Origin of the sequence: Mesorhizobium sp. M7A.F.Ca.CA.004.06.1.1 (assembly GCF_003999135.1) — a bacterium.
In the GTDB taxonomy this organism is placed as follows: domain Bacteria; phylum Pseudomonadota; class Alphaproteobacteria; order Rhizobiales; family Rhizobiaceae; genus Mesorhizobium.
Map to the genome: position 1 here is coordinate 1 of NZ_RZPQ01000093.1, position 12570 is coordinate 12570.

Consider the following 12570-nt stretch of genomic DNA (forward strand, 5'->3'; position numbering starts at 1 on the left):
GCACTGAACGGGTCGATCACGCGGCCGCGCCGGACGACGACGCGCCGCATCTGCTTGTCGTCGACGACGACACCCGCATCCGCAATCTTCTCAAGCAGTATCTGACCGAAAACGGCTTTCGCGTCACCGTCGCCGGCAATGCCGGCGAAGCCAGGCGCAAGCTTGCCGGCCTCGACTTCGACCTTCTGGTGCTGGACGTCATGATGCCCGGTGAAACGGGCGTCGACCTGACCAAGTCGCTGCGAGCCGAAAAGAACGTACCGATCCTGATGCTGACGGCCCTGTCGGAGACCGACAGCCGCATCTCAGGGCTTGAGGCCGGCGCCGACGACTACCTGCCGAAGCCGTTCGATCCGCGCGAGCTGATCCTGCGCATCAACAACATTCTTCGCCGTGGTGGCCCGGCGACCACGCCCAAGGTCGAGCAGTTGGTCTTCGGCCCCTACACCTTCCAGATCGCCCGGCGCGAGTTGAAGCGTGGCGGCGAGGCGCTGAAGCTGACCGACCGCGAGCAGGAGATCCTGGCGATCTTCGCGGCAAGGGCCGGCGAGACGATACCCCGCCACGAGCTTGTCGGTGACGATTCGGAGGTCGGCGAGCGCACCATCGACGTCCAGATCAACCGGCTGCGCCGCAAGATCGAGCGCGATCCGTCCAACCCGGTCTGGCTGCAGACCGTGCGCGGTATTGGGTATCGGCTCAGCGTGGAATAGAATGCCGCCTGCGGCCTGCTGAGCGGCTGCGGGCAAGCGAAATGAGCGAATGGCAACCACGGAACTGGAACAGCCGGGCAATGGCGGCTTGAGCGTACGCGCCGCGCGGACGCTGAAGGCGGTGCCGCGCGCCTGGAACCGCTTCTGGCGCCTCGTCTCGCTGTATATGCCCAAGCGGCTCTATGCCCGCTCGCTGATCATCGTCATCGCGCCGATGATCCTGCTGCAATCGGTCGTCGCCTTCGTCTTCATGGAACGTCATTGGGCAACCGTGACGCAGCGCCTGTCGCAGGCCACCGTGCGCGACATCGCCGCCATCATCGACCTGATCGAAACCTATCCGCGCGATGCCGACTACACCAACATCATACGCATCGCCCAGGACCGCATGCAGTTGAAGGTCGACCTCTTGCCGCCCGACCCGCTGCCCGCGCCTGGCCCAAAACCGTTTTTCTCGATTTTGGATGATGTTCTCTCGTCGGAGATCACCCGCCAGATCAACCGCCCGTTCTGGATCGACACGGTCGGCAACTCCAACATCGTCGAGGTGCGCGTGCAGCTCGAGGGCAAGGTGCTGCGCGTCTTCGTGCGCCGCAGCCAGGCCTATGCCTCCAACACCCACATCTTCCTTATCTGGATGGTCGGCACCTCGCTGGTGCTCCTGATGATCGCCATTCCCTTCCTGCGCAACCAGATCCGGCCGATCCTGATGCTTGCCGAAGCCGCCGAAAGTTTCGGCAAGGGCCGGCCGATGCCGCGTGACTTCCGGCCCCGCGGCGCCGAGGAGGTTCGCCGCGCCGGCTTTGCCTTCATGCAGATGCGCGAACGCATCGAGCGCCAGATCGAGCAGCGCACCGCCATGCTGACCGGCGTCAGTCATGACCTGCGAACCATCCTCACCCGCTTCAAGCTGCAGTTGGCGCTTTCCGGCGGCAAGGCCGAGACCAAGGCCGCGCTCGACCAGGACATCGACGACATGCAGTCGATGCTCGAAGGCTATCTCGCCTTTGCCCGTGGCGAGGCTTCGGAAGACGCCGGACGGTTCGATCTCGAGGCCTATTTCGAAAAGCTCGGCGAGGAAGCCAGGCTGCGCAAGCGCAAGCTGTCGACGACGCTTGCCGGAGACCCCGATGTGCATGTGCGGCCGAACGCCTTTGCCCGATTGATGTCCAACGTCATCGGCAACGCCTTCCGCTATGCCAAGACGGTGGAAGTCAACGCCACCCATGGCCGCGGCTCGCTGCTGGTCACCATCGACGACGATGGTCCGGGCATTCCCGCCGACCGGCGCGAAGACGTCTTCAAACCCTTCGTGCGGCTCGACGAAGCCCGCAACCTCGATGCCAGCGGCACCGGGCTCGGCCTGTCGATCGCCCGCGACATCGCCCGTTCCCATGGCGGCGACATCACCCTTGAAGACAGCCCGCTCGGCGGACTGCGCGCTATCATCAAGGTTCCCGCATAACCGGCACGATACCGAAAGTGGAAACAGGCTTCATCCGCCCGTCATGAAACCATGATCAAGAACGCGCATGAAGCGCGCGACCTCAATTGATTCGACCTTGCCGCCTCACTTCGACCCCGTGCCCGTCCGGGTGCGCTGGAGCGAAGCGAGAGCAGCGGTCTGGTCGCCGTTCCGGCATCGTCTCAAGGCAACCGTCGACCTTTCCTGCAAAGGGCCGCCATGCGCATATTGATGGTCACCGATGCCTGGCGGCCGCAGGTTAACGGCGTTGTCCACACGCTGGAGCGGCTCACCGAGACGCTGAAATCCTTCGATGTCGCCGTGGATTTCCTGACGCCGAACATCTTTCGCACCCTGCCCTTGCCGACCTATCCCGACATCAGGCTGGCGCTGACCACGCCCGGCCATGTCGCGCGCCTGATCGACGCAGGCAAGGCCGACCACATCCACATCGTCACCGAAGGGCCGCTCGGCATCATGGCGCGGCGCTATTGCCGCAATGCCGGCCGGCCGTTCACCACCAGCTATCACACACGCTTCCCCGAATATCTCAGCGCACGGCTGCCAGTGCCGGAAAGCTGGGCCTATCGCTGGCTGCGCGATTTCCACAATTCCGGCCAAGGCACGCTGGTCGCCACCCAGTCGCTTGCCGACGACCTCTCGGCGCGCGGCTTCACCAAGCTGCGGCCGTGGACGCGCGGCGTCGACACCAACCATTTCCGGCCCGACAAGAAGAAGAATCTCGGCTTTCCCGGCCCTGTCTTCCTCTGCGTCGGCCGGGTCGCCATCGAAAAGAACCTCTCCGCCTTCCTCGACCTCGACCTGCCGGGCAGCAAGGTGATCGTCGGCGAAGGCCCTGAGCTTGCCAGGCTGAAGGCAAAATATCCGCAAGCGCATTTCCTCGGCCATCGCCCCAACGACGAACTGGCCGAGATCTATGCCTCGGCCGATGTCTTCGTCTTCCCGAGCCGCACCGACACGTTCGGCAACGTCATCATCGAGGCATTGGCCAGCGGCACGCCGGTTGCCGCCTATCCGGTGACCGGGCCGATCGACATTGTCGGCGACGGCTTTGGCGGCGCGGTCTCCAACGATCTGCGCGAGGCCTCGCTTGCCGCGCTCAATGTAGACCGTGCCGAAGCACGCGAACGCGCCATGCGCTACAGCTGGAAGGCTTGTGCAGAGATGTTCCTCGACACGGTCGAGGAAGCGCTGGGAACGACGCGCAAGCTGGCGGCCTAAAACAACCTGCCGCCATCCGGCACCTTGCGCTCGATCGCGCCGAGCACCACCGCGCCCTCTTCGTCGGGAAAGCCGAGCGTCAGCACTTCCGACATGAATGGACCGATCTGGCGCGGCGGGAAATTGACCACCGCGAACACCTGCCGGCCGATCAGCGTCTCCGGTGTATAATATTTGGTGATCTGCGCCGACGATTTCTTGATGCCGATGCCGGCGCCGAAATCGATCTTCAGCTTGAATGCGGGCTTGCGCGCCTCGGGAAACGGCTCGGCCTCGACGATCGTGCCGGCGCGGATGTCGACACGATCGAAATCGGCAAAACTGATCTCGGGCTTACGCTCGCTGTTCGAACTCATCTTGGTTCTTGTCTGCCTTGCGGGGACTCAGGCGTTGCCGTAGGTCTCGAACAGCACGCCGGCCAGGGCGTCCTTGGCCGAGGTTCCCGACCAGACAACGAACTGGAACGCCTGGAAATAGCATTCGCAGGCTTCCAGCGCCGACGACAGCAACACTTCGACCTGCTGGCTCGACGGCTCGACCCCGCCGGCCAGCAGCAGCGACTGGCGGAACATGATCGCGCCCTCCTGCTCCCAGAGGTCGAAATGGCCAAACAGCATCTGCTCGTTGATCAGCGACAAGAGCCGCATCACTTCCAGCGCGCGGGTCTCCGGCACCTTGATGTCGAAGGCGCAGGCAAGGTGCAGCGCCTCGAAATCCTCCATCCACGAGAAGGAGACGTGATAGTCGGTCCAGCTTCCGGCAACCGAGATCGAAATCTCGTCGTCGCCGGCCCGCTCAAAGGACCAGTCGTTGTTGTGGGCCACCTGCTCGATAACATCCACCGGATGGATTTCGCGGGAGAATTCGAGTTCGAGAAGTTCCATGGAATGCTTCCTGTCGTTCTGTACGAGCGCCGCCACACGCTCCGCGGGAGGGCACACACAACGAACAATCTTGTCTAGAACTCGGACGGCCAGGACTTTCTTCGCGCAAAAGACTACCTTCTCGACGCAAAGACCCCAGACCGGACCCCACCGCCCGGTCGCATGACCCTGCTCCGAATCATGCAACAAATTCAGTCTATTGATCGGGAGTCGCGTGAACAGCCCAATTTTTCGCACTGCGTCATTCGCATGTGGAAAGCCGCTGTCACAAAGATTCATGCAATGCCGTTAAGCGATTCACGGCAAAGCGCTTTTCAGGATCGGGCTATGTGGAAAAGTTTAACGATTATTTTTTGTGCGCGGCTTGGCCGCCGTCGCTGGTGTGGCGTCGCCGGCCAGTTCGGCAAGCTTCGCCTCGAGCGCCTCGATGCGGGCGGCAAGGCGAGTGTTTTCTTCCCGCGCCTTGGCGGCCATCTCGCGCGCGGCTTCGAACTCTTCGCGCTGCACCACGTCCATGGTGTTGAGAATGCGTTCGGCCTGCCCCTTGAAGGCCGTCTCCACCTCCCGGCGCACGCCCTGGGCGGCGCCGGCGGCGTCGGTCATCAGCTTGGCGAATTCATCGAGAATGCGGTTCGGTCCGGTCGACATGGCAAATCCTCGCGCTTGCACAAATTGACGTAGTGGCGCTGCGCGTCGAATGCAAGCATGTTGCGCCGCGCTGCGGCATCAAGTCGAGGGCGCCCACCTTGCCTTGACCCTGCCAAAACCCTGCCGCATGGTCCGCGCGCAAACGCGTTTCGCAATGAGAGTTCCCCGTTGAACGAATATTTCCTGCTGCCGCTGGCCTCCTTGCCCTTCCCCGACATCAACCCGATCCTCATCCAGATCGGGCCGCTGGCGGTGCACTGGTATGGCGTCGGCTATATCGTCGGCATCCTGTTTGCCTGGTGGTACGCCAAGCGGCTCGCCGCCAATGCCAGGCTGTGGCCGAACGGCGTCCTGCCGATGAAGCCGGAGGATCTCGACGACTTCATCGTCTGGGCGGCCATCGGCGTCGTGCTCGGCGGCCGCACCGGCTATGTGCTGTTCTATGATCTGCCACGCTACATCGCCCACCCGCTCGATATCTTGGCGGTCTGGCAAGGCGGTATGTCGTTCCATGGCGGCCTGCTTGGCGTCATCCTCGCCATGACGCTGTTTTCCATCAAGCGCGGCATCCGCACCTGGTCGCTGTTTGACGTCGTGGCGGCCGGCGTGCCGGTCGGCCTTGGCCTGGTGCGCGTCGCCAACTTCATCAACTCCGAGCTGTGGGGGCGCCCAACCGACGTGCCCTGGGCTTTCGAATTCCCCAATGGCGGGCCGTTTGCCCGTCACCCGAGCCAGCTCTACGAGGCGCTTCTCGAAGGCGTGGTGCTGTTCCTCGTGCTGCGCATTCTCACCCATTCGCGCCTCAAGCTGAAGACGCCGCGCTTCGTCGGCGGCGCCTTCATCTGCGGCTACGGCCTGTCGCGCATTTTTGTCGAGTTCTTCCGCGAGCCCGACCAGCAGCTCGGCTACCTCCTCGGCACCAACTGGCTGACCATGGGCATGATCCTGTCGACGCCGATGGTGCTGGCCGGCATCTGGGCGATGCTGACCGCCAAGCCGGTGACGCAGCCGCAGCCGGCATGACACGGCTGAAGACCCGCATCGTCGACCTGATCGAGGCCCTGGGGCCGATACCGATCAACGAATACATGGCGATGTGCCTGTTCGACCCGGCGGACGGCTACTACACGACGCGCGAGCCTTTTGGTGCGGCCGGTGACTTCATCACCGCGCCGGAGATCAGCCAAATGTTCGGCGAATTGGTCGCCGTGTGGATGTACCAGGCGTGGCAGGCGAGCGGCCGGCCGCTGCCGGCCACCATCGCCGAGATCGGCCCCGGCCGCGGCACGCTGATGAAGGACATGCTGCGTACGCTGTCGCGGCTCGATCCTGATCTGGCCAGCGGCGCCACCTTCGCCATGATCGAGACCAGCCCGCGCCTGACCGAGGTGCAAAAGCAGACGCTTGGCGCCACACCCTTCGCGGTTGGCTGGCATGAAACCATCGAGACCTTGCCGCAGCAACCGCTGTTCATCGTCGGCAACGAACTGTTCGACGCCGTGCCCATCCGCCAGTTCCTCCGCGCCGGCGCCGGCTGGCGCGAGCGCGTGGTCGGCCTCGACGAGACCAACGACCTTTGCTTCTTCGCCGGCGCCGGCTCGGTCGACCCGACGCTGCTGCCCGCCGATGCCACCCAAGCGCCGCAAGGTTCGATCGCCGAAGTGGCGCCTGCCCGCACCGCGCTCATGGCAACGATCGCCGAGCGCATATCCAGGCATGGCGGCGCTGGCCTGTTTATCGACTATGGCCATCTCCAGCCGGGTGTCGGGGACACGCTGCAGGCCTTGCGAAGCCACGATCACGAAGATGTGCTGGCCAATCCCGGTGAGGCCGACCTCACCTCCCATGTCGATTTCGCCGCCCTGGCCGCGATCGTGCGTGCACATGGCCTCGAAGCCCATCTGACGACACAGGGCGACTTCCTGCTCGGCATGGGCATCCTCGAGCGCGCCGGCCGGCTTGGCGCCGATGCCGGCCAGGCGGCGCGCGAAAGGATCGCCGGCGACGTCGAACGCCTCGCAGGGCCGCAAGCCATGGGCGAGCTGTTCAAGGTGCTTGCGGTACTGCCTCGCGGCGTGGCGGTTCGGCCCTTCGCCGGGGCGGATTGACTTTTTACCGCCGCCCCTCCCAATCTCCCGTCCGCGCTTTGCAGCGCCTGTTCTCGACCAAGCACCTTCTTCTTGACGAAACCGCCCACACGGACAACAACGCCCGCATGCTGAATCAGACCAAACCGGATCCCGTTCGGTCGCCGCTGCTGGACAAGGCGCAGGCACAAGGCATCCGCCACGGCTATTTCACCCGCATCGGCGGTGTCTCCGGCGGCATCTACCAGGGCCTCAACATCGGCACCGGATCGAATGACGACCAGGCGCTGGTCGCAGAGAACCGCGGCCGCGTCGCCGCCTGGATGGGCGTGCCGGCGAACCATCTGTTGACCGCCTGGCAAATCCATTCGCCCGACGTCATCATCGCCAGGGAGCCCTTTGCCGGCGAGCGGCCCAAGGCAGACGCCATCGTCACCGACCGGCCGGGCATCGCCATCGGCGCTTCGACCGCCGATTGCGGTCCCGTGCTGTTCGCGGATGCTGAGGCGCGCATCATCGGCGCCGCGCATGCCGGCTGGAAAGGCGCGTTCACCGGCGTGCTCGAAAACACCATCCTGGCGATGGAAAGCCTCGGCGCCCGGCGCCAAAACATCATCGCCGTGCTAGGCCCCTCCATCGGCCCTGATAACTACGAGGTCGGCCCGGAATTCGTCGCCCGCTTTGTCGAAGCCGATGCCGAAAATATCCTCTATTTCGCGCCGTCCGCCAATGCCGGCCATGCCATGTTCGACCTCAACCGCTACACGGTTGACCGGCTGGCCGAGGCCGGCGTGACGGCTGAAGGCCTCGACCGCTGCACTTACGCCGAGGAAGGCCTGTTCTACTCCTACCGGCGCACCACGCATCGCAAGGAGCCCGATTACGGCCGGCAGGTTTCGGCAATCGTCTTGGAGAGGGAATAATGGCGCTGCATTTTGAACGATCTGAATTTGACGCGCGGCGCGACCGGCTGATCATCGAGATGGCCGAAAAAAAGCTTGATGCCATCCTGCTGTTCGCGCAGGAAAGCATGTACTGGCTGACCGGCTACGACACGTTCGGCTTCTGCTTCTTCCAGTGCCTGGTGGTGAAGGCCGACGGTTCGATGGTGCTGCTGACCCGCTCGGCCGACCTGCGCCAGGCGCGTCAGACCTCGATTATCGACAACATCGTCTTGTGGACGGACCGTAATGGCGCCAATCCGGCGGTCGACCTGCGCAATCTGCTCAACGAACTCGACCTGCTCGGCGCCCGCATCGGTGTCGAATACGACACCCATGGCCTGACCGCGTTCAATGGCCGCCGCCTCGACGAGCAGTTGCAGACCTTCGGCCAGATCGCCGATGCGTCCGGAATTGTCGGGCGGCTGCGCCTGTTCAAGAGTCCGGCCGAGATCGCCAAGGCCGAGAAGGCCGCCAATCTCTCCGACGACGCGCTCGACGCGGCGCTGCCGCTGATCAAGCAAGGTGGCGACGAAGCCCTGATCCTGGCCGCCATGCAGGGTGCGATCTTTGCCGGCGGCGGCGACTATCCGGCCAACGAATTCATCATCGGCTCCGGCGTCGATGCGCTGCTGTGCCGCTACAAGGCCGGCCGCCGCAAGCTCACCAAAAATGACCAGCTGACGCTCGAATGGGCCGGCGTCTTCAACCACTACCACGCACCGATGATGCGCACGGTGCTGACCGGCAAGGTGTCGAAGCGCCATCAGGAATTGTTCGACGCCGCCCGCGCGGCACTCCTGGCTGTCGAAAAGGCGATGACGCCGGGCAACAGCTTCGGCGACGTCTTCGATGCGCATGCCCGCACCATGGAGGCACACGGCCTGACCAAGCACCGGCTGAACGCCTGCGGCTATTCGGTCGGCGCCCGCTTCACCCCGTCCTGGATGGACATGCCGATGTTCTACCAGGGCAATCCCGAACCGATCGCGCCCAACATGACGCTGTTCGCCCATATGATCATCATGGACTCCGATACCGAGACGGCGATGACGCTTGGCCGCACCTACCTGACCACCGAATCCCAGCCCAAGCCGCTGTCCCGCCATGATCTCGACTTGATCGTACAGTGAATCCACAATGGGAGGCGTTCTTCGCCAAGGAGTTAGAAGGCAAATGAGACGATCGCATGTGACGACCGTGTCATTGCTTGTGGCATTGGCTCTTGCCGCCTGCACCAACGCAAAGGACGTGCTCGAACCGTCGGCGATCACTCCGCCGGCGACGTCGACCCAGACGCTGCCCGCCACCAGCACGGCGGGCGCTCCCGCAACCACCGCCGCACCGGTCACATCAGCCCAAAGCGCTGCCATCCTGTCGAAGACCCGCCTGCAGATCGCGCCGATCGTCGGCGCTTCGGTGGAAGCCGCGACACCTCTTACGGCGGAGTTGCAGACCCGCGCCAGGCAGCGCGGTATCACGCTCGCCGGCAGCGCCGACCAGACCGTGACACATGTGCTGAAGGGCTATTTCTCGACGATGTCGGAAGGCGCCGACACCACCGTCATCTATGTCTGGGATGTCTATGACCCCGCCGGCAACCGGCTGCACCGCATCAATGGTCAGCAGAAGGCCCCGTCGGTCAATTCCGGCGCCAGCGCGGGCGGCGACAGCTGGAAGGGGGTCTCGCCGGCCACCATGCAGACGATCGCCGACCAGACCATCGACCAATTCGCGGCCTGGCTCGGCGGCAAGGCGGGCTAGAGGCATCGGACCCAAAAGTGGAGACGGTTTTGGGAAAATCCGATGCCCAACGAGAAGAAGGAGCAGCGCAAGTCCGCTGCTCCCTGTTGCAGCCCGGCGATGGCGCGGAGCTTTCTTGAGTTTAGCCGGCGGATTCCCGATCTCGGCGCTTGCAATACCGGCGCGGGCCGCTAAAAGCCCGGTTAAAGGGCGCAAGCGAGTCCGTCAGGTCTCATCATCCTCCACCAGGAACCGTGCATGAAACTCTTCGCGGGCAATTCCAACAGGGTGCTGGCCGAAGCGGTCGCCCGGTACCTCAACGTCCCGCTGGGCAAAGCCACGGTCAGGCGCTTCGCCGACCAGGAAATCTTCGTCGAAATCCAGGAAAACGTGCGCGGCGAGGATGTCTTCATCCTGCAATCGACCTCGTTCCCGACCAACGATCATTTGATGGAATTGCTCATCATGATCGATGCCTTCATGCGTTCCTCGGCCAAGCGCATCACGGCGGTCATCCCCTATTTCGGCTACGCCAGGCAGGACCGCCGCGCCTCCGGCCGCACGCCGATCTCGGCCAAGCTGGTCGCCAACATGATCACCCGCGCCGGTGTCGACCGCGTTCTGACGCTTGACCTGCATGCCGGCCAGATCCAAGGCTTCTTCGATATTCCGACCGACAATCTGTTTTCCGTGCCGGTGATGGCCCGCGACGTGAAGGCCAAATACAAGCAACTCGGCAACGTCGTGGTGGTCTCGCCCGACATTGGCGGCGTGGTCCGCGCCCGTGCGCTGGCCAAGCGCTTCGATGCGCAACTGGCCATCGTCGACAAGCGCCGCGAACGGCCCGGTGAATCGGAAGTCATGAACATCATCGGCGCGGTCGCCGGCAAGGATTGCCTGCTGATCGACGACATCGTCGATTCCGGCGGCACGCTGTGCAACGCCGCCGATGCACTGCTGGCCAACGGCGCCACCAGTGTCACCGCCTATATCACCCACGGTGTGCTGTCGGGCGGTGCGGTTGCCCGCATCAGCGGCTCGAAGCTGCAGGAACTGGTGATCACCGATTCCATCCAGCCCACCCAGGGCGTGCTCGACGCGCCCAACATCCGCGTCATCTCGATCGCCGACCTCATGGGCGAAGCCATTTCGCGCACCGCGACCGAGGAATCGGTGTCGAGCCTGTTCGACTAGAGCAATTCCAGGAAAAGTGTGAAGCGGTTTTCCCGGGAAAAGCGCGTAGCGCTTTCCCTAGAGAATTACGTCAAAACAAAGAGTTAGAGCAGCTCGCCGTTTCCGTAAAACGGTAAAATGCTCTAGAACAGCACCTGCCGTTACGGCGCAGGGCTTTCCAACCGAACCGGGCCGACCAGGCGACGAGCGACCTCGACGCTTTCTCGTGCGCCGCGCATATAGCCGCGCGGCGAGGTCCCCAGCATGCGCTTGAACATGGTGATGAAGGCCGGCACGCTGTCATAGCCGAGATCGAGCGCCACCCTGGTGATCGGCTCGCCGTCCGCCAGCCTGGGCAGCGCCGCGAACAGGCAGGCCTGCTGGCGCCATGTCGACAGCGACAAGCCAGTCTGGCGCTGGAAGGCGCGGGTGAAGGAGCGGCGGCTCATGCCGGCGGCATCCGCCCATTCATCGATCGTCGCATGCGGCGACGGTGCCGCGACGAAGCGCCGGCAGAGCGCCGACAGCCTTGGATCGGACGGGAATGGCAGGCCGAGCGGCCGTTCCGGCAAGGTCGGGATTTCGTGCAGCAAAAGGTTCATGATCAGCCCACCACGTCCTTCCAGAACGCCGCCTTGCGGCAGCTTTTCCGATTCCACGATCAGGCTGTGCATCAGGTCGGTGACGCCGACGACGCGCAAGCCTTCGGGCAGCCCGGGGATCGCCTGTGGCATGACATAGACCGAACGCATCGAGACATCGCCCAGCATCTCGACGGAATGCTCGGTGCCGGCTGGAATCCACATCGCGTGGTCGGGCGGCACCATCCAGCGTCCGTAGCGCGTCGTCACCAGCACCACGCCGACAAGCGCATGCAAGAGCTGGCTGCGGCTGTGGCGGTGCTGCGGCACACGGGAGCCATCGGGATATTCGGTCGGCAATGCCACCGCCGGCCCGGCCACTTGTTCAAGCCACTCCCAGCGGCTCTCGTGCAACTGGCCGAGATTGGCGTTGCCAGCGTGAAAGACTTCTTTGCCGTGCGGCATCCGATATGGCCCACTTGCGAAACTATTGGACCAAACCACGAAAGAAGTCATCCCGCAAGAAGCTTATAAGGCGCCGGTCCCAAGCGCTCCACAGGAGCGTCCGACAAGGCGGCCGCAGGTGCGTTCGTCAACTGCCTGCGGGCCTGCCCGCCAAAAAGACCACGGAGCCTACCTTGACCGATACGACAGCCGCCAGCGTCGCCCCACCGGCGACCACCAGTCACGCTTCAGCCCAGGCGACGGCCTTCACCGTGATCCTGGCGGTGAGCTTCTGCCACTGCATCAACGACATCATGCAGTCGCTGCTGTCGGCCATTTACCCGCTCCTGAAAGAGAATTATGGCCTCGATTTCTGGCAGATCGGCTTGTTGACCTTCACCTTCCAGGTGACCGCGTCGCTGCTGCAGCCTGTGATCGGCATGATCACCGACAAACGGCCGATGCCCTATTCGCTGCCCTACGGCATGGCGTCATCGCTGATCGGCCTGATTGTGCTCGCCTATGCCGGGCACTATTCGCTGCTCCTGATCGGCGCCTCGCTGATCGGCATCGGCTCGGCGATCTTCCATCCGGAATCCTCGCGCATCGCCCGCTTCGCCTCCGGCGGCCGCTTCGGCCTGGCGCAGTC

Annotated in this window: 14 protein-coding genes; 10 read left to right on the top strand and 4 right to left on the bottom strand. The window is 63.9% G+C overall.

What is annotated here, in order from left to right; genetic code table 11:
• The first annotated feature begins 50 nt into the window (after nucleotides 1–50).
• The 3 genes from EN906_RS08580 (at nucleotide 51) to EN906_RS08590 (ending at nucleotide 3420) form a co-directional block, all read left to right on the top strand.
• Entirely contained in the window at nucleotides 51–713 is a 663-nt protein-coding gene (locus EN906_RS08580) for a response regulator transcription factor (RefSeq protein WP_127375137.1), read from the top strand.
• A 49-nt stretch (nucleotides 714–762) separates the two neighbouring features.
• Nucleotides 763–2178: an ATP-binding protein gene (locus EN906_RS08585; protein ID WP_127268417.1), complete on the top strand. Its 1416-nt coding sequence runs from the start codon at nucleotides 763–765 to the stop codon at nucleotides 2176–2178.
• Between the two features lie 219 nt (nucleotides 2179–2397).
• Nucleotides 2398–3420 carry a glycosyltransferase family 1 protein gene (locus EN906_RS08590; RefSeq protein ID WP_127270529.1) on the top strand — a complete coding sequence of 341 codons (1023 nt, stop codon included), beginning with the start codon at nucleotides 2398–2400 and terminating at the stop codon, nucleotides 3418–3420.
• Here EN906_RS08590 and EN906_RS08595 read toward each other — a convergent pair.
• From EN906_RS08595 to EN906_RS08605, 3 genes are all read right to left on the bottom strand, one after another.
• Complete coding sequence (locus EN906_RS08595) at nucleotides 3417–3776, bottom strand: tRNA-binding protein (protein ID WP_127261686.1); 360 nt, start codon at nucleotides 3774–3776, stop codon at nucleotides 3417–3419. The genes EN906_RS08590 and EN906_RS08595 overlap by 4 nt on opposite strands.
• Before the next feature lie 27 nt (nucleotides 3777–3803).
• On the bottom strand, nucleotides 3804–4304 hold the full coding sequence (locus tag EN906_RS08600) for a YbjN domain-containing protein (RefSeq protein WP_013893499.1): 501 nt from the start codon (nucleotides 4302–4304) through the stop codon (nucleotides 3804–3806).
• Nucleotides 4305–4643: 339 nt separating this feature from the next.
• Nucleotides 4644–4952: an accessory factor UbiK family protein gene (locus EN906_RS08605; RefSeq protein WP_127270531.1), complete on the bottom strand. Its 309-nt coding sequence runs from the start codon at nucleotides 4950–4952 to the stop codon at nucleotides 4644–4646.
• A gap of 168 nt (nucleotides 4953–5120) precedes the next feature.
• Here EN906_RS08605 and lgt point away from each other — a divergent pair, with 168 nt between their 5' ends.
• The 6 genes from lgt (at nucleotide 5121) to EN906_RS08635 (ending at nucleotide 10917) form a co-directional block, all read left to right on the top strand.
• A complete protein-coding gene (lgt, locus tag EN906_RS08610) occupies nucleotides 5121–5975 on the top strand; it encodes a prolipoprotein diacylglyceryl transferase (RefSeq protein ID WP_127270533.1) in 855 nt (284 codons plus the stop codon).
• Nucleotides 5972–7060 carry a class I SAM-dependent methyltransferase gene (locus EN906_RS08615; RefSeq protein WP_127270536.1) on the top strand — a complete coding sequence of 363 codons (1089 nt, stop codon included), beginning with the start codon at nucleotides 5972–5974 and terminating at the stop codon, nucleotides 7058–7060. The genes lgt and EN906_RS08615 overlap by 4 nt, the downstream gene beginning before the upstream one ends.
• 107 nt (nucleotides 7061–7167) lie before the next feature.
• On the top strand, nucleotides 7168–7962 hold the full coding sequence (gene pgeF, locus EN906_RS08620; RefSeq protein WP_127270538.1) for a peptidoglycan editing factor PgeF: 795 nt from the start codon (nucleotides 7168–7170) through the stop codon (nucleotides 7960–7962).
• The gene (locus tag EN906_RS08625; protein ID WP_127270541.1) at nucleotides 7962–9113 is read left to right on the top strand and encodes a Xaa-Pro peptidase family protein; all 1152 of its coding nucleotides are present in this window, start codon (nucleotides 7962–7964) and stop codon (nucleotides 9111–9113) included. Before pgeF ends, EN906_RS08625 begins: the two co-directional genes overlap by 1 nt.
• A 43-nt stretch (nucleotides 9114–9156) precedes the next feature.
• Nucleotides 9157–9744, top strand: coding sequence for a hypothetical protein (locus EN906_RS08630; protein ID WP_127321245.1), 588 nt, complete (start codon nucleotides 9157–9159; stop codon nucleotides 9742–9744).
• Nucleotides 9745–9981: 237 nt separating this feature from the next.
• Nucleotides 9982–10917, top strand: coding sequence for a ribose-phosphate pyrophosphokinase (locus EN906_RS08635; protein ID WP_013530002.1), 936 nt, complete (start codon nucleotides 9982–9984; stop codon nucleotides 10915–10917).
• Between the two features lie 140 nt (nucleotides 10918–11057).
• On the opposite strand, the gene EN906_RS08640 is transcribed toward EN906_RS08635, so the two are convergent.
• Complete coding sequence (locus EN906_RS08640) at nucleotides 11058–11942, bottom strand: helix-turn-helix transcriptional regulator (protein WP_127375136.1); 885 nt, start codon at nucleotides 11940–11942, stop codon at nucleotides 11058–11060.
• Between the two features lie 173 nt (nucleotides 11943–12115).
• Here EN906_RS08640 and EN906_RS08645 point away from each other — a divergent pair.
• On the top strand, nucleotides 12116–12570 hold a 455-nt coding region (locus tag EN906_RS08645), incomplete at its 3' end, for an MFS transporter (RefSeq protein WP_164777133.1).